Raw genomic sequence first — 25,836 nt, 5'->3', positions numbered from 1 at the left:
TCCAATTATTCACAGTCCTTTCCTCTTTTTTATACGAAAGAAGTAGTCCAAATTTACTTCTACTTTCTATTCCTAAAATTCACCGTAATTTCTCCCTAGAATTAAACCTTAAATTCTTTCTCATCTCCCCGTCTAAAGGTTCTCTTTATTCCAAAAAATAAGCCCTTCTAGAGAATTTCTCTTCAAAGGGCTCGATTCACGCTTAAAATAAAATATAAATTAGGTCATTACTTTCTTTTTATACGAATATAAACCGGGTGGTAACAACGACTATCCTAATTTTGGCTTTATTGTAAGGTCAGATGAAATGCACTATCGCTCACATTTAGCTTTGCTATTTTTGTATTTCCTTACACTTACACCTATACACGTTGTGTTGCGTAGTTCTTTCATTTTGCTAGAACAAAACAAATCTATTTCGGTGGTAATTCCAATAAAATTGGATTAAGCTATAGTTAACCTATATCAATTTTAGGTTATGAAATCCAAGCTACATCACGTTCAACAAGTGGATTTGATTCTCCTATACTTTCAGACCAACTCCCCAATTTTAAACAAACAATGCAATACAATCCTCCCCTCGGGAATATAAACCTCACATTTAGCATAAAAACGGCCGCTACAGCAGTAAAAAGACAATTAAAGCGTCATCCTAACAACTTTAATACTAGGATAACATTTCACCTTTTTACAAATACATGCAACGAAAACATCAAGAAATTGTAAACCATCATTTTTGTCAAACGGCGTCATTCCTCAGTAAACATAAAAAAAGCCTCGCACTTTCGTGCGAGGCTTTTCTATATAGCGCTAATTAAGCTTCTCCTTTGGGTCCAAAATTAATCGGTGGCATTGTATTATTACTAGTTTCATAATCTCTGATCTCACCATTTGACTGTTCAAACCTATTGATATTATCTTCTAGAGCTCGTAAAAGTCTTTTTGCATGTTGTGGAGTTAAGATGATTCTCGACTTCACTTTTGCTTTTGGTACACCTGGCATAATGTTAACAAAATCGACAACAAATTCAGTATTTGAATGATTGATTATTGCCAGATTTGAATAGGTTCCTTCTGCCGTTACTTCATCCAACTCAATGTTGAAATTATTTTGTTCTTCAGCCATGGTTTAGAAATTTAATTCTTGTTCTTGCGTTAATAAATCTCCGTTTTCATTTGAAGAAACAATGATACTTTCATACTCACGCATACCAGTACCTGCAGGGATTCTATGTCCAACAATAACGTTTTCTTTTAATCCCATTAATGTATCAATCTTACCAGCAACTGCTGCTTCGTTTAATACTTTTGTAGTTTCCTGGAACGACGCTGCAGAGATAAATGACTTCGTTTGTAGGGAAGCTCTAGTAATACCTTGTAGAATTGGTGTACCAGTTGCTGGCATAACATCTCTAGAAATCACTAGGTTTTTATCTTCGCGTTTTAATAATGAATTCTCATCGCGTAATTCTCTCATTGAAACAATTTGTCCTTCTTTCAAGTTCTCAGATTCACCAGCATCAACAACTACTTTCATACCGAATAAACGATCGTTTTCAACGATAAAGTCACTTGTGTGAACTAATTGATCTTCTAAGAACAAGGTATCTCCTGGATCTTGGATTTGAACTTTACGCATCATTTGTCTAATAACAACCTCAAAGTGTTTGTCATTAATTTTTACCCCTTGTAAACGGTACACCTCTTGGATCTCGTTTACTAAGTACTGCTGTACAGCAGAAGGTCCTTGGATACGTAAAATATCATCTGGAGTAATTGCTCCATCTGATAAAGGTACACCAGCTCTTACGAAGTCATTCTCTTGTACTAAGATTTGGTTAGAAAGTTTAACTAAATACTTTCTTACGTCACCTGTTCTAGATTCAACAACGATTTCTCTGTTACCTCTCTTCACTTTACCGAAAGATACAACTCCATCAATTTCAGAAACCACAGCTGGATTCGACGGATTACGCGCTTCTAAAAGCTCTGTAATACGAGGTAAACCTCCTGTAATATCCCCTGCTTTTGATGTATGACGAGGAATCTTAACTAATACTTTACCAGCTTTAATTTTCTCCCCATCGTTTACCATTAAGTGAGAACCTACTGGTAAGTTGTATGAACGAATTAACTCACCATCTTTACCATAAATTAATAAAGTAGGAATTAATTTTTTGTTTCTTGATTCGCTAATTACTTTCTCTTGGAAACCTGTTTGCTCATCGATTTCAACCATGAACGTTTGTCCTTGCTCGATATCTTCGTAAGCCACTTTACCTGTGAACTCAGAAACGATTACACCGTTATAAGGGTCCCATTTACAGATTAAAGTTCCTTCTTCAACCACATCACCATCGTTTACGTAAATTGTAGAACCATAAGGAATATTATTTGTAGTTAACAAAATTCCAGTATTTGGGTCAAACAATTTCACCTCTGTAGAACGAGAAATTACAATATTAATTGGTTTTCCATCATTATCTTCACCTTCAACTGTTCTAAGTTCTTCGATCTCTAAACGACCTTTGAATTTAGTGTTGATTGTAGATGTTTCAGAAATATTACCTGCCGTACCCCCTACGTGGAACGTTCTCAGTGTTAACTGTGTACCTGGCTCCCCAATTGATTGAGCAGCAACAACTCCTACAGCTTCCCCTTTTTGAACCATTCTAGCCGTAGCTAAGTTACGTCCATAACATTTTGCACAGATACCAACTTTAGCCTCACAAGTTAATGGAGAACGAACTTCAACTGATTCGATAGGAGCAGCGTTGATTGCTTTAGCAATAGCTTCAGTGATTTCCTCACCAGCACCAACAATTACTTCTGAGTTTAATGGATTAATTACGTTGTTTAACGCAACACGTCCTAATACTCTTTCTCCTAACGTTTCGATTACCTCTTCGTTTTTCTTTAATGGCATTACATCAATACCTCTTAAAGTACCACAATCTACAGAGTTAACGATAACATCTTGTGCAACGTCATGTAGACGACGAGTTAAATATCCAGCATCCGCTGTTTTTAACGCCGTATCCGCAAGACCTTTACGAGCACCGTGTGTAGAAATGAAATACTCTAAAATCGATAGACCTTCTTTAAAGTTAGAAAGAATCGGGTTTTCGATAATTTCACCACCACCTGCTGTTGATTTTTTCGGCTTAGCCATCAAACCACGCATACCTGTTAACTGACGAATCTGCTCTTTAGAACCCCTCGCTCCAGAATCCAACATCATGTATACTGAGTTAAATCCTTGTTTATCTTCGCGAATGTTCTTCATTGCTAATTCAGTCAACATGGCGTTCGTTGAAGTCCAAACGTCAATAACTTGGTTATAACGCTCATTATTTGTGATAAGCCCCATGTTATAGTTCATTGTAATATGATCTACTTGTTGGTTTGCATCATCAATCAAATCTTGTTTTTTCTCTGGAACGATAATATCACCTAAACTGAATGATAATCCTCCTCGGAAAGCGTAACCATACCCCATTCCTTTGATATCATCTAAGAATGCAGCTGTTGTAGGTACATCAGTTGTAGCTAAAATACCTCCAATAATATCACGAAGTGATTTTTTCGTTAATACCTCATTGATATAACCTGCTTTTTCAGGAACTACCTCGTTGAACAAAATACGTCCAGCCGTTGTTTCAATGATTCTATACGCTAATTCACCTTTTTCGTTATAATCTTTAGCACGTACTTTTACCCCAGCATTCAAGTCAAGTTTCCCTTCGTTGATTGCGATGTGTACTTCCTCTACAGAGTAGAATATTAATCCTTCTCCTTTTACAATTTCTTCTGGTGTAGACTTACGTAACTTAGTCATATAGTAAAGACCAAGTACCATGTCTTGAGAAGGTACTGTAATAGGTGCACCATTCGCTGGGTTCAAAATATTATGTGAAGCCAACATTAATAATTGAGATTCCAAGATTGCCTCAGGGCCTAACGGTAAGTGAACGGCCATCTGGTCACCATCGAAATCCGCGTTAAACGCCGTACACACTAATGGGTGCAACTGAATCGCTTTACCTTCAATCAATTTAGGTTGGAATGCTTGAATACCTAAACGGTGCAACGTAGGAGCACGGTTCAATAGAACTGGGTGACCTTTAATTACGTTTTCTAAGATATCCCAAACTACTGGTTCTCTTTTATCAATAATTTTCTTCGCAGATTTTACTGTTTTCACAATTCCTCTTTCAATCAACTTACGGATAACAAAAGGTTTGTAAAGTTCAGCTGCCATATCTTTTGGCAATCCACATTCATATAATTTCAATTCAGGTCCAACGACAATTACCGAACGAGCAGAATAATCCACACGCTTACCTAGTAAGTTTTGACGGAAACGTCCTTGTTTACCTTTTAATGAATCAGATAATGATTTTAATGGACGGTTAGATTCTGTTTTAACAGCAGAAGATTTTCTAGTGTTATCGAACAATGAATCCACAGCCTCTTGAAGCATACGTTTTTCATTACGTAGGATTACTTCAGGAGCTTTAATTTCCATTAATCGTTTTAAACGGTTGTTACGGATAATTACACGACGATATAAATCGTTCAAATCCGACGTTGCAAAACGACCACCATCTAATGGCACTAATGGACGTAATTCAGGTGGAATAACTGGAATAACTTTTAAGATCATCCATTCTGGTCTGTTCTCGCGATTCTCGTTTGATTCACGGAAAGCCTCAACCACTTGAAGACGTTTTAATGCTTCAGTTTTTCTTTGTTTAGACGTTTCATTATTAGCAGCATGACGCAAAGTATACGACAATTGATCTAAATCAGTTGTTGCTAATAAATCCATGATACATTCAGCACCCATTTTAGCGATGAATTTATTTGGATCATTATCATCTAAGAATTGATTTTCCATCGGAAGAGAATCTGCAATATTCAAATACTCTTCTTCTGTTAAGAAATCAAGGCGATTTAATTGTTCACCCTCGGCATTTTTAGCAATACCTGGTTGAATTACTACATATCGCTCGTAGTAAATAATCATATCAAGCTTCTTAGAAGGAAGCCCTAAGATGTAACCAATTTTATTAGGTAAAGAACGGAAATACCAAATATGTGCGATAGGCACAACAAGGTTGATATGCCCTACTCTATCTCTACGTACTTTCTTTTCAGTAACTTCAACACCACAACGGTCACAAACGATCCCTTTGTAGCGAATTCTTTTATACTTACCACAAGCACACTCGTAATCCTTTACAGGTCCAAAAATACGCTCGCAGAATAAACCATCACGTTCTGGTTTATGCGTACGATAGTTAATTGTTTCTGGCTTTAGAACTTCCCCTCTTGATTCAGCAAGAATCGATTCAGGTGAAGCTAAACCAATTGAGATTTTATTAAACCTTTTTACGGTATTTTTCTCTTTATTTCTATTCATGGTAAACTTACTTGTTAAAGTGTATGATAAAGAGTAAGCAGCAAAAAACTGCTTACTCTAAAATCTATAGTTTATTCTTCTAATCTGATGTCTAATCCAAGACCTTTTAATTCATGCATTAATACATTGAATGATTCAGGTAATCCTGGTTCTGGCATAGTTTCACCTTTAACGATAGCTTCGTAAGTTTTCGCTCTACCAATAACGTCATCTGATTTTACCGTCAAAATCTCACGTAATGTACTTGATGCTCCGTATGCTTCTAGAGCCCAAACCTCCATCTCTCCAAAACGCTGACCTCCAAATTGAGCTTTACCTCCTAATGGTTGTTGCGTAATTAAAGAGTATGGTCCGATTGAACGCGCGTGCATCTTATCATCAACCATGTGTCCTAATTTCAACATGTAAATAACTCCTACTGTTGCTCTTTGGTGGAAACGCTCTCCAGTTCCTCCATCGTACAAATAAGTATGTCCAAATCTAGGAATACCAGCTTCATCTGTAAGGGCATTAATTTGATCTAAGTTTGCACCGTCGAAAATTGGAGTAGCATATTTTTTACCCAATTTTTGTCCAGCCCATCCTAAAACAGTTTCATAGATCTGACCAATGTTCATACGAGATGGTACCCCTAATGGGTTTAACACGATATCAACTGGTGTACCGTCTTCTAAGAATGGCATGTCTTCATCGCGAACGATTCTAGCAACAATACCTTTGTTACCGTGACGTCCTGCCATCTTATCCCCAACTTTTAACTTACGTTTTTTAGCAATATAAACTTTTGCAAGTTTTAAGATTCCTGATGGTAATTCATCCCCAACAGTAATCATAAATTTCTCTCTACGTAAAGCACCTTGTAAGTCATTCAACTTAATTTTGTAGTTGTGAATCAAGTCAGTAATCATACTGTTTGTTTCTTCATCAACTGTCCATTGTCCTTTCGTTAAGTGAGCGAAATCATCCACTGCATGTAACATTTTTTGAGTGAATTTCTTTCCTTTTGGTAAGATTTCCTCTCCTAAATCATTCAATACACCTTGAGATGTTTTACCATTCACGATGAAGAATAATTTTTCAACTAAACGATCTTTCAATTCATTGAACTTCACTTCGAATTTAGTTTCTAGTAAAGCTAAATCATCTTTATCTTTCGAACGTTTGCGTTTGTCTTTTACAGCTCTTGCAAATAATTTCTTATCTAATACCACCCCTCTTAATGAAGGTGAAGCTTTTAACGATGCATCTTTAACATCTCCAGCTTTATCACCGAAGATTGCGCGTAATAACTTCTCTTCAGGTGTTGGATCAGATTCACCTTTCGGTGTAATTTTACCAATAAGGATATCACCAGGCTTCACTTCAGCACCGATGCGGATCATACCGTTTTCATCTAAATCCTTCGTTGCTTCCTCACTTACGTTCGGGATATCATTAGTCAACTCTTCGTTTCCTAATTTTGTATCTCTCACCTCTAAGGTATAGTCATCGATGTGGATAGAAGTAAAGATATCTTCACGTACTACTTTCTCTGAAATTACGATAGCATCCTCGAAGTTGTACCCTTTCCATGGCATAAACGCCACTTGTAAGTTACGTCCAAGAGCTAACTCTCCATTTTGTGTAGCATATCCTTCACATAATACTTGACCTCTTGTTACTCTATCTCCTTTGCGAACGATAGGTTTCAAGTTGATACAAGTACTTTGGTTCGTTTTTCTAAACTTAATTAGATTATATACTTTTTCGTCTGGATCAAAGCTGATTAAACGCTCATCATCCGTACGATCGTACTTAATAATAATTTTCTGTGCATCTACATACTCAACAACACCTTCACCTTCTGCGTTAATTAAAACACGTGAATCTGAAGCAACTTGTCTTTCTAAACCTGTACCTACGATTGGAGAATCCGCACGTAATAAAGGCACAGCCTGACGCATCATGTTCGATCCCATCAACGCACGGTTCGCATCATCGTGCTCTAAGAATGGAATCAATGAAGCTGAGATAGAAGCGATCTGGTTTGGAGAAACGTCTGTATAGTGTAAGTCTTTCGGTTCAACCACTGGGAAATCCCCTTCTTCTTTTACAACTACACGTTCTTCTGTGATGTTTCCTTCGTTATCCATCGGAACGTTCGCTTGCGCGATTAACATTCCTTCTTCTTCTTCAGCACTTAAATAAGTTGGAGCATTCACGATATCCACTTTTCCATCCACAACTGGGCGGTAAGGTGTTTCGATGAATCCCATATTATTCACTTTTGCATACACCGCAAGAGATGAAATCAAACCAATGTTTGGTCCCTCTGGCGTTTCAATAGGACATAAACGTCCGTAGTGTGTATAGTGAACGTCACGTACCTCGAATCCGGCTCTTTCTCTAGATAAACCTCCAGGTCCTAGAGCAGATAAACGACGTTTGTGTGTAATCTCTGCCAATGGATTCGTTTGGTCCATGAACTGAGATAACTGGTTTGTTCCGAAAAATGAATTAATCACTGACGATAACGTCTTCGCGTTAATTAAGTCGATTGGAGTAAACACTTCGTTGTCACGTACGTTCATACGCTCGCGAATTGTTCTAGCCATACGTGCTAAACCAACACCAAATTGTGCTGATAATTGCTCACCTACAGTACGTACACGACGGTTTGATAAGTGGTCAATATCATCAATTTCAGCTTTAGAGTTAATTAATTCAATCAAGTATTTAACAATAGTGATAATATCCTCTTTTGTCAATACCTGTTTGTCAATTGGGGTATCAAGATTAAGTTTCTTATTCATTCTGTAACGACCTACCTCACCTAGATTGTAACGTTGGTCGGAGAAGAATAATTTATCAATAATACCACGTGCAGTTTCCTCATCAGGCGGTTCTGCGTTACGCAACTGACGGTAGATGTGCTCTACAGCCTCTTTTTCAGAGTTTGTAGGGTCCTTCTGTAATGTATTATGAATGATGGCATAATCTGCCTGATTATTGTCTTCTTTATGTAGGAGGATATTCTTAACGTTTGCCTCAATGATTTCTTCGACATTATCTTTATCTAGGACTGTATCACGGTCTAAGATAATCTCATTTCTCTCAATTGAAACTACTTCTCCTGTATCTTCATCTACGAAGTCCTCATGCCATGTATTTAACACACGTGCAGCAAGACGACGACCGATGTATTTTTTCAACCCTGTTTTTGATACTTTAACCTCTTCTGCTAGGTCGAAAATCTCTAGGATATCCTTGTCTCTTTCGAATCCGATAGCACGGAATAAGGTAGTAACAGGTAATTTTTTCTTTCTATCAATGTATGCGTACATTACGCTATTGATATCAGTAGCAAACTCAATCCATGATCCTTTGAAAGGAATTACTCTCGCCGAATACAACTTAGTTCCATTAGCATGGAATGACTGTCCAAAGAACACACCAGGTGAACGGTGTAATTGAGACACTACCACACGCTCAGCTCCATTGATTACAAATGTACCGCTAGGCGTCATATACGGTATTGTTCCTAAATACACATCTTGAACGATAGTTTCAAAATCCTCGTGTTCAGGGTCAGTACAGTATAATTTTAAACGCGCTTTTAACGGAACGCTATACGTTAGTCCTCTATCAATACATTCTTCAATTGAATAGCGAGGAGGATCAACAAAGTAATCAAGAAACTCCAATACAAACTGATTTCTCGTATCAGTGATCGGGAAGTTCTCCATGAAGGTATTATATAAACCTTCATTACCTCTTTCTTCTGATTTCGTTTCTAACTGAAAGAAATCTTTAAAAGATTTAACCTGGATATCCAAGAAATCTGGATACGCAGGAATATTCTTTGTAGAGGCAAAATTTAATCTTTCATTCTGATTTGTGATCATCAATGGACAATAAATTTTGTTTATAATGTTTAATAAGATTTACGCACAAATCACTTTATACGCAAAATGGTTTAGGCCTTTGGGATTGCTCCCAAGACCTAAACCTAAAATATTTTGGTTAATAAGCTTATTTAAGCTCAACAACAGCTCCAGCTTCTTCCAATGCTTTTTTAAGACCTTCAGCCTCATCTTTAGAAACACCTTCTTTGATGTTTGCAGGAACTGAATCAACCATATCTTTAGCTTCTTTAAGACCTAAACCAGTTAATTCTTTAACAGCTTTAACTACTGCTAATTTAGAAGCACCAGCTTCTTTTAATACAACTGTGAATTCAGTTTGCTCTTCAGCAGCTCCAGCGTCTCCACCAGCAGCTACAACTACAGCAGCAGCTGCAGGCTCAATTCCGTATTCGTCTTTTAATATAGTTGCTAATTCGTTAACTTCTTTAACTGTTAAGTTAACCAATTGTTCTGCGAATTGTTTCAAATCTGCCATTTTTTCTATCGTTTAAATGATTTGTAAAAATATAATTTATTAATGTGCGTTCGTTTATGGAACATTCAATCACAAGAATCTTTTTTTATTCTTCGTCTTTGAATTGATTTTGTAGAGCTGAGATAACTCTTTGAGCTGGTGATTGTAGTAATCCGATGATTTCTCCAATAACTTCCTCTTTAGATTTAATAGCTACTAACGCGTCTAATTGATTATCACCAATGTAGATTTCTTCGTTAATATAAGCTCCTTTTAATGAAGGTTTGTCGCTTTTCTTTCTAAAATCTTTGATGATTTTAGCCGGTCCGTTAGCAACGTCCGAAATAAAGATAGCACTGTTTCCTTTTAATACTGAAGCTAAATCCTCATAGTTTCTCTCAGATGATTCCATTGCTTTAGCAAGCAACGTATTCTTAACTACTTCAACTTTGATTCCAGCTTTGTTACAAGCTCTTCTCAAGTTAGTAGTAACCTCTGCATTTAATCCTGAAATATCAGCAATATAAAAGATATTAGCATCAGCTAATTTTCCTTTAATGTCTTCTATCGCTACTGCTTTTTGTTCTCTAGTCATAAGTAAAAATTTTTTCTACCAATTATACTGCTTTAGGGTCTAAAGCAATAGCAGGGCTCATAGTACTAGATATATGAATAGACTTAACATAAGTACCTTTAGCTGCTGTTGGTTTTAATTTGATTAATGTTTGAATCAATTCAGCTGCGTTCTCTTGAATCATATCAGCACTAAATGATACTTTTCCAATACCTGCGTGAACGATTCCCGTTTTATCAACTTTAAAATCGATTTTACCAGCTTTCACTTCTTGAACTGCTTTCGCTACGTCCATAGTTACAGTACCAGTTTTAGGGTTAGGCATTAATCCTCTAGGACCTAAAATACGTCCTAATGGTCCTAATTTACCCATAACAGCAGGCATAGTGATAATTACATCAACATCTGTCCAACCGTCTTTAATTTTTTGTAGGTACTCATCTAATCCAACATAGTCTGCCCCAGCAGCTGTAGCTTCAGCTTCTTTATCTGGAGTAACTAATGCTAACACTCTAACATCTTTTCCAGTTCCGTGTGGTAAAGTAACTACCCCACGCACCATTTGATTTGCTTTACGTGGATCTACACCCAAACGCACTGCGATATCAACAGATTCGTCAAATTTTGCAGAAGCAACTTCTTTAATTAAAGTAGAACCTTCTTTTAAAGAATAAAATCTACCTTTTTCAATTTTAGCAGCAGCTTCCTTTTGCTTTTTTGTTAATTTTGCCATTTCTTTTTTCTTTTACAATTAAAAAGGAGCTGTTCCCGTTACTGATATACCCATAGATCTTGCAGTACCCGCGATCATTGACATCGCTGATTCAACAGAAAATGCGTTTAAATCCGGCATTTTGTCTTCTGCGATAGCACGAACTTGTTCCCAAGTTACGCTAGCTACTTTTTTTCTATTAGGCTCACCAGATCCAGATTTCACTTTTGCAGCCTCTAATAATTGAACAGCAGCAGGTGGCGTTTTAACAACAAATTCAAATGATTTGTCTTTGTACACAGTAATTTGTACTGGTAAAACTTTACCGGGTTTATCTTGTGTTCTAGCATTAAATTGCTTACAGAACTCCATGATATTAACTCCAGCAGCCCCCAAAGCAGGTCCAACCGGTGGCGAAGGATTCGCAGCACCTCCCTTAACTTGTAGTTTAACTACTTTACTAATTTCTTTTGCCATTTCTAAAAAAATTTAGCACATCTCTTTTGGAAGCAAAGATGCGTCTATGTAACATTATATTTTTTCTACTTGTGTAAAGCTTAATTCTAAAGGTGTCTTTCTTCCAAAAATCTTCACCATTACCTCTAGCTTACGCTTGTCTTCATTTATGTTTTCGATGGTTGCATCGAAACCTTTAAATGGACCATCAGTCACTTTTACTGACTCACCAACTTCATAAGGAATTGTACCTGAATCAACTTTAACAGCCAATTCATCGACTTTTCCTAACATGCGATTTACTTCTGATTCTCTCAAAGGAACTGGGTCACCCCCTCTTGTTTCTCCTAAGAATCCAATAACTCCTGTTATCGATTTAATAGCATGCGGAACTTCACCTGTCAAGTTAGCCTCAATCATCACATAGCCTGGAAAATAGACACGTTCCGTTGTTTTCTTCTTACCATTCTTGTCTTCAGACACCACTTTTTCAGTTGGTACTAAAACTTGCGAAAGATAATCTGACAACCCTAAACGAGAAATTTCAGTTTCGATATAATTCTTAACCTTGTTCTCTTGTCCACTTACCGCACGAACCACATACCATTTTTTGACATTTGTATCAGCCATAATATTATCTCCTTATGATCTTATCCAATTATAAAACTTCCCTAACAAGTCCCCAAATAAACTATCCACTCCCCAAGTAGCAAGTGCCAATATAATTGCAAAAATTGCAATCACGATTGTATACTTTTGCACTTCAGCCCAAGGAGACCAAGTTACATTTGATTTAAGTTCTGTAAAAGCTTCTGATATGTAATTAAATACCTTTGCCATGTTATATTGTTTTTGCACGGGTGGAGGGATTCGAACCCCCATCAACGGTTTTGGAGACCGCTATTCTACCCTTGAACTACACCCGTTTGTTATAAAAGTCAGCGGTTATCCCGCTGACTTTAAAAATTTATTTATACTAAAAAATTAGTCTAAAATTTCAGTTACCTGACCAGCACCTACTGTTCTACCACCTTCACGGATAGCGAAACGTAGACCTAATGATAATGCGATTGGGCTTAACAACTCAACATTGATAGTTAAGTTATCTCCAGGCATAACCATCTCAGTTCCTTCTGGTAACATGATTGTTCCAGTTACGTCAGTTGTACGAACGTAGAATTGAGGACGGTAATTGTTATGGAATGGAGTGTGACGTCCACCTTCTTCTTTTTTCAAGATATAAACCTCAGCTTTGAATTTAGCGTGTGGTTTTACTGAACCTGGTTTACAAATAACCATACCACGACGGATATCAGTTTTGTCAATACCTCTCAATAATAAACCTACGTTATCTCCAGCTTCACCACGGTCTAAGATTTTACGGAACATCTCAACTCCTGTTACAGTAGAAGTTAATTTGTCAGCTCCCATACCGATGATTTCAACAGCATCTCCTGTATTAGCAACTCCAGTTTCGATACGTCCTGTAGCAACAGTTCCACGTCCTGTAATTGTAAATACGTCTTCTACTGGCATTAAGAATGGTTTTTCGTTGTCACGTACTGGCTCTTCGATCCAAGCGTCAACTTCATCCATTAATTGTAATAATGCATCAACCCATTTTTGCTCTCCGTTTAAAGCTCCTAAAGCAGAACCTTGAACTACTGGTCCATTATCACCGTCATATTGGTAGAAAGATAATAAATCTCTAACTTCCATTTCAACAAGCTCTAATAACTCAGCGTCATCTACTAAGTCAACTTTGTTTAAGAAAACAACAATTCTAGGAATACCTACTTGGCGTCCTAATAAGATGTGCTCACGAGTTTGTGGCATTGGTCCATCAGTAGCAGCAACTACTAAGATAGCACCATCCATTTGAGCAGCACCAGTAACCATGTTTTTCACGTAATCCGCGTGACCTGGACAGTCAACGTGTGCATAGTGACGGTTTTTAGTTTGGTACTCTACGTGAGAAGTATTAATTGTAATACCACGCTCTTTTTCTTCTGGAGCATTATCAATTGAATCAAATGAACGAGCTTCTGAGAATCCTGCGTCAGCTAAAACTTTAGTAATAGCAGCAGTAGTAGTAGTTTTACCGTGGTCAACGTGTCCGATAGTACCGATGTTTAAGTGCGGTTTCGAACGATCAAAAGTTTCCTTTGCCATGATCTAATAATTTAATCTTAGTTATATAATTAGTGTTCAAATATAATAAAAAAACCTGAGCCAATGACGGGATTTGAACCCGTGACCTCTTCCTTACCAAGGAAGCACTCTACCCCTGAGCTACACCGGCTTATGCATTTTTATATTTAGTCGTGGGGAGAGCAGGATTCGAACCTGCGAAGGTTTCCCAACGGATTTACAGTCCGTCCTCGTTGGCCGCTTGAGTATCTCCCCTCAAACCTTGTGTTTGTTTCTTTTCCTTGAGCCGATAGAGGGACTCGAACCCACGACCTGCTGATTACAAATCAGCTGCTCTAGCCAGCTGAGCTACACCGGCATTTTACTCAATAGAAAAAGTCCGCTATTTCTAACGGACTGCAAATGTATATATTTTATTGATTAAAAAAAACAATTTACTGATTTTTTTCCATTAATGTGCTTTCATTTTCTCTTTATACTTCACAACCATGCGTTCAATCGCATCGGCACCCGAATCAACCCCCTCCTCAAAAGTTTTGCATGTTTTTTTAGCAACAATATCGTCTCCTGGAACTAATAATTTCACCTCAACTGTTTTATTTTCTTTCTCATTGGTATTTTCTACTTTCAAAAATACATCGACAGAAATCACTTTATCGTAAAACTTACCTACTTTCAGCATTCTTTCGTTGATAAAATCTACTAACTTACGATCTACGTTAAAATTAACGGCTTGAATGTTTACTTTCATAACTTTCTGTTTTTAAGGTTTTCTATTTTTTTTTCTTCAACCTAGGATGCGTCTTCATGTAAGTCTCTTTCAATTCTTTCAGATTGACATGAGCATATACTTCTGTCGAAGCTAAGCTTTGATGCCCCATCAACTCTTTAATGGAGTTGATATCTGCACCATTTTCTAAGAGATGCGTTGCGAAAGCATGCCTCAACATATGAGGACTATTTTTCTCCTTTGTTGTTGTCTTACTAAAATATAAATTAATCACTCGATAAACAAATATTTCATCAACTTTAGCACCCTTACCATCTATTAAAAAATCGTTAATTTTCTGAACATCCCTCAAAACTATCTCTCGCTCTACCTTATAGCGTTTTAAAAGCACAAGCAATTGGTCAATCATGGGCACATAGCGAACCTTATTTCCCTTTCCAGTTATGCGAATCATACGCGTATAAAAATCGACATCAGCCACCTGTACCCCACAAAGCTCGCTTCTTCGCAGTCCTAAACAGTATAACATTTCTACAATGACCAAATCCCGTAGTGCATCAAATCCTTCTTGATTCTCCAAAGACAATCGAACAGCATCAACCTCAGCTACAGAAAAAGGCAATTGCAACTTCTTTTCTACTTTGAGTGTTTTATGTTGTTGCAATGGACTCACCTCTACCTCTCCTATCTTCATCAAAAATTTATAGAACGCTTTAAGTGCACTCATTTTTCTATTAATGGAACGCTTGCTTAGGTTCACTTCCATCAAAGCAACAATCCACAAACGCACTGCATCGTATTTGATTATCAAATAATCTTGCTCTGATTCCGCTACAAAAACCAAAAAAGAAGCGATATCATGTTGATATGCCTCTATGGTATGAGAAGAATAATTTTTCTCCTTCTGTAAGTACTCCAGAAATTTCTCTAAATTTTTGTCCATAAAAAAACCGTTGTAACAAAGATAATACTTTATTACAACGGCCTTATAATTTAATCCATCGTTTAAGTCTAGATTTCTACTGAATCTCTTAAGTGTTGGATATACTCTGCTTTTTGCATCTTGTCTCTTTTTACGACAGATGGTTTTGTAAAGTGCTGACGAGATCTTAATTGACGTAACGTACCTGTTCTGTCAAATTTTCTTTTGTAGCGCTTTAGTGCTCTATCAATATTTTCTCCGTCTTTAATTGGAATGATCAACATGTTTTCATACACCTCCTCTCATTTGGTGATGCAAAAGTAAAGCTTTTTTTATACAACGCAACAAAAAAATAAAATTTTATTCTACCTTTTTTTATTACGCTATTATCATTTCTTTTGATTAAGTCCTTCAACAACAATTTAAAACAAGTAAAGGGGAGTCCTAATTTGCCCCTAACCACAGCTTAAATTCCACAACACGCTCCCTACTGACAATCACCTCTTCGTCATAGTTCAGTAAAACTAGTTTCAGTCGAGCCGTCGATAATTGAATGATTTGCTCAATACAGTCAATCGCTACAATCTGATAGCGATTCACGCGAAAGAATTTAGAAGGATCCACCATCTTTAAAATTGCCTCAATAGACGGCTCTTCTAGAAGATGTGTTTTCCCCTCTCTCGTTACACTATACACTCCTCGGTCTTCTCTATAGAAACAAACCACCTCATCCACCAAAATCACTTTTAGTTGCATCCCCAACTTGACAATTAATCGCTTGGGGTAACTCGTTCCTTGCAACGTCTGCTTCAATACCTCTACTTGTTGTCCTATTTTATGGTATTGGGTTTTATACTTCCCTATAGCTCTTACTAATTCTGCAGGATCAATAGGCTTCAACAAATAATCAATACTATTCAATTTAAATGCCTTGATAGCATAATGATCAAAACTCGTTACAAAAATAATAGCCGCGTGTTTCAATTTTATTTGCTCGAATATTTCCAAAGACAATCCATCTGTCAATTGAATATCGGCAAATATCAAATCGGGCTCTTCGTTTTGCATCAACCAAGGAATTGCCTCACTAACCGAATGCAAGGTTTCTTGTACATCAAATCCTATTTTAGCCAGCTCTCTAGTCAATAATCTTGCTGCTGGTTTTTCATCTTCTATAATTACTATGTTCATATACTTTACTTGCTATGTAGTGGAATACGCACTGTAAAATGATTTGCCACATCTTCTATTTCGACTTTCTTATGAAATAGCAATTGACAGCGATTGGATAAATTTTGCAACCCCAATCCTGTAGAATCTTCTAATTTGGGTTTTGCATATTTTTCATTGCTCATGACTAGATTTCCATCAACAACACTCAAAGTTACTGCAATTTTCCCCTCAGATGGAATTGCATTGTGCTTGATTACATTTTCTATCAGCAATTGCAAACTCAAGGTAGGTATTTGCGTTGCTCCCCATTGAGCTACCTCATCACTAATTTTAAAATCAACAGCCTGATCATATCTCACATTTAAAAGATAGACATAATCTTGAATAAAAGCGACTTCTTCCTCCAAGGCACAAGAAGCATAATCCAATCGCTCTAATACATAGCGGTAGATTTTAGAAAAAGAACGAGCAAATTGCTCTGCTTTGACCGGATCTTCTTGAATCGTGCTAATGAGTACATTGAGGTTGTTAAATAAAAAGTGCGGGGAAAGCTGTTCTTTCATGTGCGCAATCTGACTCTTCTGCAGCGCAATTTCCATTTCTTTGTTTTTTATTTCGAGTACTCTCAGCTGGTCATGATACGAAAATACAAAGACGATCATGATAATAAAAAAGCTAATGAGTACAACACCTAAGAAATCACTAAAATGGAGATTTTCTCCAGCATAAAAAGATTGAAAAGGAACGTTGTAAAAAAACCACAACAGCACACTCAAAAAGAAATAGTACGATACAATAGAAACTACTAATCCATTGCTGAAAAATAAAATATTTCGAACTTTTCGACTCAGTGGCACTTGCGTTTTTTGTTCTCTCTTATCCAAGTAAAAACTCAACAATAAACTCGTTGCAACATTAGTTCCATAAATGCACATGGTAATCAGAAAAGAAAGCAAGGCATTTTTTGAAAAGATATAATCCGAAAAAGAAGCTTGCGTTAAATGTTTTCCTTTATTAAAATAATAATACGACGTAGACAAGCTACTCATCACTCCAAAATTAATAGCCAATGCTAGATGTCGATACCAATTAATCTTCATATCCTCTTCTTGTTCTAAATAACAATGCTTTATTTATTCGACGTCTCCTGCTGATTAGCAAATGACGCTTGTGTCTTGAGTGCCCATTCTTTGCCCCATTTAGGATAAAAAGGCACTTCACTTTTTTGTTGATCAAATTGTACTATCGCTTTATTCAATAAGCTCATACAGTATGTTGTATCTACCTTCATAAATTTAGAACTATTTAAATAAAAACTAGCTAAACTATAAAGGGCTCTAGGATTAGCAGGGTTTAACTCCAATGCCTTTTCATACGCTTTGATAATTACTCCGCTTTGCTTCATTCCTTTATTCATTGGATCCGTCATAAGATCTAGCGTCTCATTCATTCCTTGCAATACATACCATTCCTCACCTCCTTGAGCCAACCATCGTTCAATTACAAAGCGATTATTCATTACCTTTTCTTCTACTGCTTCGTCTTGAGGGTTCTGAAATCCTTGGGTTATTGCAATAAACACTTGGTAATAGGCCGGAATCCAATCCTCTGGGTTAGCATCTGCAATTCGCTCTAAAATAGCTAAAGCTCCTTGGCTATTTCCGCCTTGCCATTCTTGCATGGCTTTTTGCATTCCTTTCTCATAAGTTGTCTGCCCAAAGGACATCAAACTACAGCAACTAAAAATTAAAAGTAAAACCTTTTTCATAAAAATAAATTTAAGATGTAAAATAAATTCGATTGGTGGTAGAGACCTTTGCAAGTTGAATCGTTCGTTCCTCTAATTCGTTGTTATAAATTTTCTATTTGATTTGCTTTCTTATCTGCGCTAATTGTCCACATAAACCCTACATAGATAAATCGCTTTGCCGAAGGTTGAACTAAATCGGGTTGCCCCCCTTTTGCATTGAACTGGTATGCATAAGTCGGATTGCGTCCTAATAAATTATCCACAGAAACAAACACGATCTTTTGTGCTTGCAACACATAGGCCCAACTCATACTTACATTGTGAATAGGGCTACTGGCATACGATGCCGATAGGTTTGCGTCTCCGCTGTAAAAATGGCGTGGTGAACTATAGTTATACGTCATGCTTACTTGAGACTTCCAAGCATCTATCCAATACTTTGTTACCACAGCAAGATTGTGCTTGGTTACATAAGACGGCTGTCTCCACTCCCTTCTTTGCATTTCCTTTCTTTGAGAATCCAAGTAGGTATAGGTAATCCAATAATTGAAGTTTTTAAACGTGGTATTATCTTTCCAAAAAATATCAAATCCTTTAGCATATCCCGTTCCATCTTGCGTGTAAGCAGCTGTTCCAGTTGATGACGTCAATAATAGCTTGTGATAGTCTTTATAAAAGACTTCAGCTCTCAATACCCGCTTTCTAAAAGTATAGGTGTAATTTAAGATGTAGTGATGAGCTTGCATCCAATCCTCTTGTTCAGTATAACGCATTTGTTCTGCATTCAACGCTTGATGAAAGATACCATAAGAGAAAGATAACTGTTGCTTGGAGTCAACTTGATACGTCAACATCGTTCGAGGTTCAATCACTCCTTTCGAAATTGAATTTGCCTTATTGATGCGCACTCCTGCTCTCCATGTTAAATCAGAGTTGATACGCCATTGATTTTCGAAGAACAAAGCAAATTGATTTGTTTGTATTTTGTCCTGCTTTTTTAGCTGTTTCATCCCTTGAACAAAATCCACTTGCCCCACTTGGATATCCATACCCCCTATGGATTGCAAACGTCCACTCCATTGATAAGACAACTTGATCTTTTGATTGAGATTCCAACGTTCACTATGGAGGTATCCTTCATTTTGTTCGCCTCTATTCTTGGAATACCCAAACCCCGTTCCGATATCCAGTCGCATAAAAGGAGAGAGTTTCTTAAAATACAAACTATTTACATCGATTGTATTCGCTCGAAGGGCGAGCGTATCCACGCGATAACTTGGTTTTACCATTTGCTCATATGCCATTGTTGTATAATCCGCTGCTGCATACAGCATATATCCACCCTCTTGAATCGCTCGTTTATATATCACCTCACCAGAACTTGTGGAAAACGGTTTTTTACTTTTGTATCGCTGTTTGACCACAGCCGTATAAGCACCTAAATTGAGATAATTCAAATGATAGGACAATGAATTTTTCTTCCATTGGCGCGTTTCTCCAAAACTCGCTCCAACTGTTGAGATTGATATATCCTTACGTGAAGGATCAATATCCTCCGCAATATCTAGTTGCAAAATTCCCGATAATGCATCTCCAAATTCTGCACTGTATCCTCCGGCTGAGAAAGACATTCCTTTAAACAGAAAAGGGTTAAATTTTGAACGTACGGGCATAGTACCGACAGCGGCTGTATAAGGTTGAGCAACCTTAATACCATTCACATAAATAGCACTTTCATCTGCTTTCCCACCGCGGATTAATAATCTTCCATCTTCCCCATTAACTTGAGCACCTGGTAGGGTACTCAAGGCTCCTATGATATTACCTGGACTCCCAGCCGTACTCACTACATCCATGGCCGTAAAAACAAGAGCTTCTGTTCGCCCTCTTTTAGCACTCCCTACTGCTTTTATTACAATCTCCCCCAATACATCTTCCCCTTGCTCCATAACAAATTCATATACCTCCTTTTGTTGAAATTGAACAGGAACAGTTAAACTACGATAGTGTGGATGTTTCAATTTCAATACCCCTTCCACAAGACTATCTTCTATTTCAAATGAAAAATAACCTTGTGCATCAGACAACGCTCCATCAAAACTTCCTTCCAGGTATATATTCACCTGCTCAATCGGTTTGTTTTTCTTGTCTCGTACAATTCCTGATAGTTGCCTATGTTGAGCTTGTATTGTAAACCAACCAAAAACCAGCAACAAACCAAACAGTGTTTTCATCTTTTTTCTATTCTCAATTACAATGCAAACGTAGTTTACAACCAATCCTTCCCCAAAAAAGGATGCGTGAACGGTATATTTAGATGCGCGAACGGTAAACGAGGAGGATCCAAACACCGTACAACAGTTATTCATCCCTACTTTTACTTTTTACTTGCCTTACTCTACCTTCGAATTTATATTTGATTAAAGAATAAATTGAATCAAAATATTTGATTATCATAACCATCCGTCTCCATCGTAATTTCTACGTCTACCATCTATATGGTATTTTACTTTTCTTTTGCTATAAAACCAATCTTCACTTTTTATTTTTACCTTTAATTCTATTCAAATATTGACTATGAAAAAAATACTAAACAATACCATCTTTCGATTGCTACTCGGAGTTATTGTAGGGCTATTAATTGGAGGGTACTTGAATGATACGCTCCTGCAGATTATTCTATCGATGCGTCATATTTTGGGGCAACTCATCTTGTTTTTGGTTCCCCTCATTATCTTAGGATTTGTTGTATCATCCATTACCAAACTCAATAAGGATTCGGTTAAGATTATCAGTTTTTCTGTTTTAATTGCCTACCTATCGAGTATTGGAGCTGGTTTTTTCAGTTCAACATTGGGTTATGAACTGATTCCTCGATTAGAAATCGCGAATTCTGCGAATGATTTAAAGGAACTTCCGGCGATGCTTTTCAAGTTAGATATTCCACCTGTATTTGGTGTAATGACTTCCTTGACGTTAGCTTTAATGATTGGTATTGGTATACTTTGGACAGAAGCCAAACCCTTGGAAAAGGCTTTTGATCAATTTAAGGATATTGTCTTGTTATTAGTCAATCGCGTGTTGATTCCCATCCTTCCTTTTTATATCATGAGTAATTTTGCTCTACTTAGTTATGAAGGGTCGATTCAATCTCAACTTCCTGTATTCTTAACTGTGATTCTAATTGTTATTGTTGCTCATTTTGTCTGGTTAGCGGTACTCTATACGATTGCGGGGATTTACAGCAAAAAGAATCCATGGGAAGTTTTGAAGCACTATGGTCCGGCTTATTTAACCGCTGTAGGAACGATGTCTTCAGCGGCTACATTAGGGGTAGCCTTACATTCTGCACATCAGAGCAAAGTACTTCGTCCTTCTATTACTAACTTTACTATTCCTTTCTTTTCCAATATTCACTTGTGTGGTTCTGTACTAACGGAGGTGTTTTTTGTGATGACCGTTTCTCAAGTATTATACGGTACGATGCCTGATCTTGGCACGATGATTCTCTTTATTTTGTTATTGGGGATTTTTGCTATCGGTGCTCCTGGGGTTCCTGGAGGTACAGTTATGGCATCTTTGGGAATCATCAGTTCTGTACTTGGTTTTGACGATGCTGGAATCGCTTTGACCTTAACCATTTTTGCTTTACAAGATAGTTTTGGTACAGCTTGTAATATAACGGGAGATGGCGCTTTGAGTTTAATGGTTACGAAGTTCAGTGAAGGCAAATCTGAAAATATAACTGAGGAAGCAATCTAGATCCAATGAATCTTCAAAAAATACACATAAAAAAAGGTCAACCGCTGGGTTGACCTTTTTTAATTTATCTATAAGAAACTACTCTTTTAAAATATTTCTAGAAATCACTAGTTTTTGAATTTCTGTTGTTCCTTCTCCAATTGTACATAATTTAGAGTCACGGAAGAATTTCTCTACTGGGAAATCTTTTGTATATCCGTATCCACCGTGGATTTGGATTGCATCTGTAGAAACTTTCACACAAACCTCAGAAGCATACATTTTAGCCATAGCTCCTAATTTTGTCATTGGTTTATTGTTGTTTTTCAAGAAAGCTGCTTTGTGTAATAACAATTCAGATGCTTCGATTTCTGTAGCCATATCTGCTAATTTGAATCCGATTGCTTGGAAATCGCTAATTGGTTTTCCAAACTGCACTCTTTCTTTTGAATATTTCAATGCTGCTTCATAAGCTCCTTTAGCAATTCCTAAAGATAAAGCTCCAATTGAAATACGACCACCATCTAACACTTTCATCGCTTGGATAAATCCTTCGCCAACTTCACCTAAACGGTTTGCATCTGAAATACGGCAGTTGTCAAAAATCAACTCTGCTGTTTCTGAAGCACGCATTCCTAATTTATTTTCTTTTCTACCGCTAGAGAATCCTGGTGTTCCTTTTTCAATAACGAAAGCAGTCATTCCGCGTGAATCTCCTTTTTCTCCTGTACGAGCAATTACAACTGCTACGTTTCCAGAAATTGCGTGTGTAATAAAGTTTTTCGCTCCATTTAACACCCAGTGATCTCCATCTTTTACTGCTGTTGTATTCATTCCTCCAGCATCAGATCCTGTATTGTGCTCTGTCAATCCCCAAGCACCAATCCACTCTGCTGTAGCTAATTTTGGCAACCATTTTTTCTTTTGCTCCTCATTACCAAACGTCAAAATATGATTGGTACATAATGAATTATGAGCAGCAACTGATAAACCAATTGATGAATCTACTTTTGATATTTCTTCTACAATTGTAATATATTCATGATAATTAAGTCCTGATCCTCCGTATTCTTCTGGAACAAGCACTCCCATATATCCCATTTCTCCTAATTTCTTAAATAAATCAACTGGAAAAATCTGCGCTTCATCCCATTCCATAATATATGGACGAATATTTTGTTCTGCAAAATCTCTAATAGACTCAGCAATCATTGCTTGAGTTTCATTGTATTCAAAATTCATGGTTGTTTAATTTAATTCCTAATTTCCAAATATAAACTAATTATATGAATCTTGTCAAGTGGAATTTTTTCAATTTCTTTTAATTGTTCTTTATTAACGAAATCTCCGTGTAAACTTCTATATTTAATGATCTCTCTTGCGAGATAATAATTTAAATAAGGTATATTTTTCAAATCATTTACAGTTGCATTATTCAAATCAATTGGTGTAATCGGAGGGGAAGAAAGGACTACATATTGTTGTAAAAGCGAAGCAATTACTTGTTCCGATAATCCATAGACAAATTTTACCTGATCGATGTGAACATAACCACCCCATTTGGTGCGATCATCAATAATTCGCTTGGACAATGCGGGTCCAATACCATAAATCTCTTGCAATGTTTCTATTGTTGCGCGATTGATATCTTGCACAACTATTGGTTTAGCCTTCTCTTTGGGTTTGCCTACTAATTCTCGCGCATCGTCGGTTGCTGAAGTGTATTTCCGTCGATTCCCAAAGACAAAATATGGGCTATATTTTGCAATCCAAGCATCAGAAACACCTGTTACTTCTTGAAACTCTTGACTGGAATTGACATAATGATTCGCCGTTCGATAAGCAAACAAACGATCCAATTCTTCTAAGGTTAATTCGAGTATATATCCTTTATAATCGGTAAGGTAATTCGGGTTAAAAGGATAAATGGTATCTTTCTTTGCTATTTGTAGTAAACGCAAGCTATCCATCTCCTTTTGAATTTTGTGTTGCCCTTCAACTAAACTCACTTCTCTTCCTCTATTGCGTGGTTGGTAATCATACCAATACAACAACAATTGTACAGCAAAAAAGACGATTAATAAAGCGATGAACCCTCGCTTTTGGGATTGGGTATAATAATACCAATGATAAAAGTATTTGTTCCATTTCATACGACATGTATACATGTGTATTACTTCACAAAGATTGGGTTTACTTCACTTGAATTACAGATCAAAAACAGAGCTTCGTTTGGTATAAACTAGATCTTTCAAGCGCACCACAAAAGCTAAAGTAAGATAAAGTGCAAAAGCCAACCCTAAAGTAAAAAAGGAGAGATAAATAAAAAAGAGGCGAATATTGGAAACGCGAATCCCCAAGCGATCTCCCAGACGGGTAGATACTTTGAATCCGTGTTTTTCCAAAAAATAACGCAAATTATTGATCATCTTCTAACTTCTTTGTCGTAATACAAATTTAGTTCTTTTTATTTAAAATTGCTAAGCCAACCGCGCAAGACAAACATTTATTCATCACACAATAGTTTTTGTTTAATTGAATCATGGCTTGTGAATCAAAAGCGCTTTCTAAACTCACACCTTCCTTCTGAAATAAAGTCGTAATTGCATTGGACTCCATTTTGAGTTGTCTGCTCATTTCAACAATGCGTTCCACATCCTCTATACTTCCTTTGTGGCATGCAAATACATATTGCATCGGAATGATTGTATTGAGCAGTACAAGTTCTTGAAAGGTATTGGACAACCGCTTTGCGGTTCGCTTTCCTTCCTTCCCAAACATATAGTGTTCTTGCCAATACGGACTAACATCTGCTTGGAGTAGCTGCTTTAACTCTTTACTGTCTCGCGCTTGAAGCAATACGGCAAAATTGTATTTCTGATGGTAAAACCAATATGCTAATTGTGCTAAACGAATGGTGGGAAAGTTGATTGGACGAAGTTTAAAGAAGTGCAGTTCTTTTGCATTGCGCTCTTGTAATTGATATTTCTGTTGATAAAACTTCCATCGTTTCACTAGATCCCAATAATAGCGATCTAGTATTTCTTCTTGGTCTTCTTTTAAAAAACCTGCCATTCCAAAGAGCAAGGCTTCGATATGCAGCAATTCATCTCCTTCCTTGAGTAAAATCTGAATCGGCAAAGCTTTTGCGATGGACAAGAAAGCATCTCCATTGATATTTAATCCAAAATTTTTAGCCAAGAAACACCATAGCACCTGATTCCAATCATTGGTTGTTTCCTGTAAAAGCAACTGTATTTTTATGGCTTTGTCTTCCAAGCGTTCTACATACAAAGTTTCTTTCCACTTGAACCAAGCGATAGGGGATAAACTCTCTTTTACAAGTGATTGACAATTGATGGTTGCCTTGGGGGTAAAAAGTCGTTCTTTTTGATTCAATATGGAAGGCTGTACATAAGTAGCTACAACAAGAGTCGGAATTTCTTCTCCTCTCGAATTAAACACTGGAGTATCGTATTCCCAGACTACATGTAAAATCACATTATCGTATCGACTATCTTGTTCGTGGTGATGACGGAACCAATCCGATGATTGCAAGTGAATTTCAACATTCCCTGCCCACACTTGTCCTTCAATTGACACTTGTGCATTAAAAAAATCGGGACCTGCTAAGGTAGACCACTGTCCAGGGTAGATCACCCTAATTTCTTGCTTTTGTATTGTTTGCAAGCATGGCGTGGTAAACAATTGCTTCTCCCAAACATATTGTACAAAAACTTCTTTCATTATCGTCTGTTTTGCTGGTTGGTAATACTACAGCAACAAAAACCTAACCAAAGCGCGTACTTGGAATAAAAAAAGGTTGACCTACTGGCCAACCTT

Annotated in this window: 22 protein-coding genes and 4 tRNA genes; 1 reads left to right on the top strand and 25 read right to left on the bottom strand. The window is 37.0% G+C overall.

Annotated elements, in window-relative coordinates; genetic code table 11:
• Positions 1–814 precede the first annotated feature (814 nt).
• The 21 genes from M2306_RS17045 to M2306_RS16945 all read right to left on the bottom strand — a co-directional run bounded on the left by M2306_RS17045 (position 815) and on the right by M2306_RS16945 (position 20,486).
• Positions 815–1,126, bottom strand: coding sequence for a DUF3467 domain-containing protein (locus tag M2306_RS17045; protein WP_259188828.1), 312 nt, complete (start codon positions 1,124–1,126; stop codon positions 815–817).
• 3 nt (positions 1,127–1,129) lie between these two features.
• Positions 1,130–5,425, bottom strand: a complete 4,296-nt coding sequence (gene rpoC / locus M2306_RS17040) for a DNA-directed RNA polymerase subunit beta' (protein WP_259188829.1) — start codon at positions 5,423–5,425, stop codon at positions 1,130–1,132.
• Positions 5,426–5,496: 71 nt separating this feature from the next.
• Positions 5,497–9,309: a DNA-directed RNA polymerase subunit beta gene (gene rpoB, locus M2306_RS17035; protein ID WP_002987563.1), complete on the bottom strand. Its 3,813-nt coding sequence runs from the start codon at positions 9,307–9,309 to the stop codon at positions 5,497–5,499.
• Between the two features lie 127 nt (positions 9,310–9,436).
• Positions 9,437–9,805, bottom strand: coding sequence for a 50S ribosomal protein L7/L12 (gene rplL / locus M2306_RS17030; protein ID WP_002987565.1), 369 nt, complete (start codon positions 9,803–9,805; stop codon positions 9,437–9,439).
• An 85-nt stretch (positions 9,806–9,890) separates the two neighbouring features.
• A complete protein-coding gene (rplJ, locus tag M2306_RS17025; RefSeq protein WP_002987566.1) occupies positions 9,891–10,379 on the bottom strand; it encodes a 50S ribosomal protein L10 in 489 nt (162 codons plus the stop codon).
• Between the two features lie 22 nt (positions 10,380–10,401).
• Complete coding sequence (rplA, locus tag M2306_RS17020; protein ID WP_115091729.1) at positions 10,402–11,091, bottom strand: 50S ribosomal protein L1; 690 nt, start codon at positions 11,089–11,091, stop codon at positions 10,402–10,404.
• An 18-nt stretch (positions 11,092–11,109) separates the two neighbouring features.
• Complete coding sequence (gene rplK / locus M2306_RS17015; RefSeq protein ID WP_115091730.1) at positions 11,110–11,547, bottom strand: 50S ribosomal protein L11; 438 nt, start codon at positions 11,545–11,547, stop codon at positions 11,110–11,112.
• Positions 11,548–11,601: 54 nt separating this feature from the next.
• Positions 11,602–12,156, bottom strand: coding sequence for a transcription termination/antitermination protein NusG (gene nusG / locus M2306_RS17010; protein WP_060874010.1), 555 nt, complete (start codon positions 12,154–12,156; stop codon positions 11,602–11,604).
• A 12-nt stretch (positions 12,157–12,168) separates the two neighbouring features.
• The gene (gene secE, locus M2306_RS17005) at positions 12,169–12,366 is read right to left on the bottom strand and encodes a preprotein translocase subunit SecE (protein ID WP_115092778.1); all 198 of its coding nucleotides are present in this window, start codon (positions 12,364–12,366) and stop codon (positions 12,169–12,171) included.
• Positions 12,367–12,381: 15 nt separating this feature from the next.
• A tRNA-Trp gene (locus M2306_RS17000) sits at positions 12,382–12,452 on the bottom strand.
• Positions 12,453–12,510: 58 nt separating this feature from the next.
• The gene (gene tuf / locus M2306_RS16995; protein WP_259188833.1) at positions 12,511–13,698 is read right to left on the bottom strand and encodes an elongation factor Tu; all 1,188 of its coding nucleotides are present in this window, start codon (positions 13,696–13,698) and stop codon (positions 12,511–12,513) included.
• 58 nt (positions 13,699–13,756) lie between these two features.
• Positions 13,757–13,828: transfer RNA gene (locus M2306_RS16990), tRNA-Thr, on the bottom strand.
• 23 nt (positions 13,829–13,851) lie between these two features.
• A tRNA-Tyr gene (locus tag M2306_RS16985) sits at positions 13,852–13,932 on the bottom strand.
• Between the two features lie 29 nt (positions 13,933–13,961).
• Positions 13,962–14,035: transfer RNA gene (locus M2306_RS16980), tRNA-Thr, on the bottom strand.
• Between the two features lie 93 nt (positions 14,036–14,128).
• Positions 14,129–14,428 (bottom strand): ribosome hibernation-promoting factor, HPF/YfiA family, encoded by a 300-nt coding sequence (gene hpf, locus M2306_RS16975; RefSeq protein WP_060874009.1) that lies wholly within the window; start codon positions 14,426–14,428, stop codon positions 14,129–14,131.
• A gap of 22 nt (positions 14,429–14,450) precedes the next feature.
• Positions 14,451–15,350 carry a tyrosine-type recombinase/integrase gene (locus tag M2306_RS16970; protein WP_259188834.1) on the bottom strand — a complete coding sequence of 300 codons (900 nt, stop codon included), beginning with the start codon at positions 15,348–15,350 and terminating at the stop codon, positions 14,451–14,453.
• A 68-nt stretch (positions 15,351–15,418) separates the two neighbouring features.
• Positions 15,419–15,613, bottom strand: coding sequence for a 30S ribosomal protein S21 (rpsU, locus tag M2306_RS16965; protein WP_115091733.1), 195 nt, complete (start codon positions 15,611–15,613; stop codon positions 15,419–15,421).
• A 160-nt stretch (positions 15,614–15,773) separates the two neighbouring features.
• Entirely contained in the window at positions 15,774–16,520 is a 747-nt protein-coding gene (locus M2306_RS16960; RefSeq protein WP_259188836.1) for a LytR/AlgR family response regulator transcription factor, read from the bottom strand.
• Between the two features lie 5 nt (positions 16,521–16,525).
• Entirely contained in the window at positions 16,526–17,602 is a 1,077-nt protein-coding gene (locus tag M2306_RS16955) for a sensor histidine kinase (protein WP_259188837.1), read from the bottom strand.
• Positions 17,603–17,631: 29 nt separating this feature from the next.
• Positions 17,632–18,270 carry a tetratricopeptide repeat protein gene (locus M2306_RS16950; RefSeq protein WP_259188838.1) on the bottom strand — a complete coding sequence of 213 codons (639 nt, stop codon included), beginning with the start codon at positions 18,268–18,270 and terminating at the stop codon, positions 17,632–17,634.
• Positions 18,271–18,353: 83 nt separating this feature from the next.
• Complete coding sequence (locus M2306_RS16945; RefSeq protein ID WP_259188841.1) at positions 18,354–20,486, bottom strand: TonB-dependent receptor; 2,133 nt, start codon at positions 20,484–20,486, stop codon at positions 18,354–18,356.
• 343 nt (positions 20,487–20,829) lie between these two features.
• Here M2306_RS16945 and M2306_RS16940 point away from each other — a divergent pair, with 343 nt between their 5' ends.
• Positions 20,830–22,014, top strand: coding sequence for a dicarboxylate/amino acid:cation symporter (locus M2306_RS16940; RefSeq protein WP_259188843.1), 1,185 nt, complete (start codon positions 20,830–20,832; stop codon positions 22,012–22,014).
• 78 nt (positions 22,015–22,092) lie between these two features.
• Here the strand turns inward: M2306_RS16940 and M2306_RS16935 are convergent, their stop codons facing one another.
• The 4 genes from M2306_RS16935 to M2306_RS16920 are packed head-to-tail and all read right to left on the bottom strand — an operon-like array spanning position 22,093 to position 25,740.
• Complete coding sequence (locus M2306_RS16935; protein ID WP_002987583.1) at positions 22,093–23,235, bottom strand: acyl-CoA dehydrogenase family protein; 1,143 nt, start codon at positions 23,233–23,235, stop codon at positions 22,093–22,095.
• An 11-nt stretch (positions 23,236–23,246) separates the two neighbouring features.
• Entirely contained in the window at positions 23,247–24,146 is a 900-nt protein-coding gene (locus M2306_RS16930; RefSeq protein WP_259188849.1) for a ComEA family DNA-binding protein, read from the bottom strand.
• Between the two features lie 54 nt (positions 24,147–24,200).
• Positions 24,201–24,422, bottom strand: a complete 222-nt coding sequence (locus tag M2306_RS16925) for a hypothetical protein (RefSeq protein WP_002987586.1) — start codon at positions 24,420–24,422, stop codon at positions 24,201–24,203.
• 28 nt (positions 24,423–24,450) lie between these two features.
• Complete coding sequence (locus M2306_RS16920) at positions 24,451–25,740, bottom strand: DUF2851 family protein (protein ID WP_259188851.1); 1,290 nt, start codon at positions 25,738–25,740, stop codon at positions 24,451–24,453.
• Positions 25,741–25,836: the final 96 nt, after the last annotated feature.

Origin of the sequence: Myroides gitamensis (assembly GCF_029894455.1) — a bacterium.
GTDB lineage: Bacteria > Bacteroidota > Bacteroidia > Flavobacteriales > Flavobacteriaceae > Flavobacterium > Flavobacterium odoratum.
Note: the sequence above shows the minus strand (reverse complement) of the source record. Positions and strands in the feature narration are given on the sequence as shown.

Coding starts and splice junctions, on each gene's coding strand:
- rpoB (WP_002987563.1), bottom strand. CDS start 9,309: ATGATCACAAATCAGAATGAAAGATTAAATTTTGCCTCTACAAAGAAT.
- rplA (WP_115091729.1), bottom strand. CDS start 11,091: ATGGCAAAATTAACAAAAAAGCAAAAGGAAGCTGCTGCTAAAATTGAA.
- rpsU (WP_115091733.1), bottom strand. CDS start 15,613: ATGTTGATCATTCCAATTAAAGACGGAGAAAATATTGATAGAGCACTA.
- rplJ (WP_002987566.1), bottom strand. CDS start 10,379: ATGACTAGAGAACAAAAAGCAGTAGCGATAGAAGACATTAAAGGAAAA.
- M2306_RS16960 (WP_259188836.1), bottom strand. CDS start 16,520: ATGAACATAGTAATTATAGAAGATGAAAAACCAGCAGCAAGATTATTG.
- tuf (WP_259188833.1), bottom strand. CDS start 13,698: ATGGCAAAGGAAACTTTTGATCGTTCGAAACCGCACTTAAACATCGGT.
- M2306_RS16935 (WP_002987583.1), bottom strand. CDS start 23,235: ATGAATTTTGAATACAATGAAACTCAAGCAATGATTGCTGAGTCTATT.
- hpf (WP_060874009.1), bottom strand. CDS start 14,428: ATGAAAGTAAACATTCAAGCCGTTAATTTTAACGTAGATCGTAAGTTA.
- M2306_RS16920 (WP_259188851.1), bottom strand. CDS start 25,740: ATGAAAGAAGTTTTTGTACAATATGTTTGGGAGAAGCAATTGTTTACC.
- M2306_RS16955 (WP_259188837.1), bottom strand. CDS start 17,602: ATGAAGATTAATTGGTATCGACATCTAGCATTGGCTATTAATTTTGGA.
- M2306_RS17045 (WP_259188828.1), bottom strand. CDS start 1,126: ATGGCTGAAGAACAAAATAATTTCAACATTGAGTTGGATGAAGTAACG.
- secE (WP_115092778.1), bottom strand. CDS start 12,366: ATGGCAAAGGTATTTAATTACATATCAGAAGCTTTTACAGAACTTAAA.
- M2306_RS16940 (WP_259188843.1), top strand. CDS start 20,830: ATGAAAAAAATACTAAACAATACCATCTTTCGATTGCTACTCGGAGTT.
- M2306_RS16930 (WP_259188849.1), bottom strand. CDS start 24,146: ATGAAATGGAACAAATACTTTTATCATTGGTATTATTATACCCAATCC.
- rplK (WP_115091730.1), bottom strand. CDS start 11,547: ATGGCAAAAGAAATTAGTAAAGTAGTTAAACTACAAGTTAAGGGAGGT.
- rplL (WP_002987565.1), bottom strand. CDS start 9,805: ATGGCAGATTTGAAACAATTCGCAGAACAATTGGTTAACTTAACAGTT.
- nusG (WP_060874010.1), bottom strand. CDS start 12,156: ATGGCTGATACAAATGTCAAAAAATGGTATGTGGTTCGTGCGGTAAGT.
- M2306_RS16950 (WP_259188838.1), bottom strand. CDS start 18,270: ATGAAAAAGGTTTTACTTTTAATTTTTAGTTGCTGTAGTTTGATGTCC.
- M2306_RS16970 (WP_259188834.1), bottom strand. CDS start 15,350: ATGGACAAAAATTTAGAGAAATTTCTGGAGTACTTACAGAAGGAGAAA.
- rpoC (WP_259188829.1), bottom strand. CDS start 5,425: ATGAATAGAAATAAAGAGAAAAATACCGTAAAAAGGTTTAATAAAATC.
- M2306_RS16925 (WP_002987586.1), bottom strand. CDS start 24,422: ATGATCAATAATTTGCGTTATTTTTTGGAAAAACACGGATTCAAAGTA.
- M2306_RS16945 (WP_259188841.1), bottom strand. CDS start 20,486: ATGAAAACACTGTTTGGTTTGTTGCTGGTTTTTGGTTGGTTTACAATA.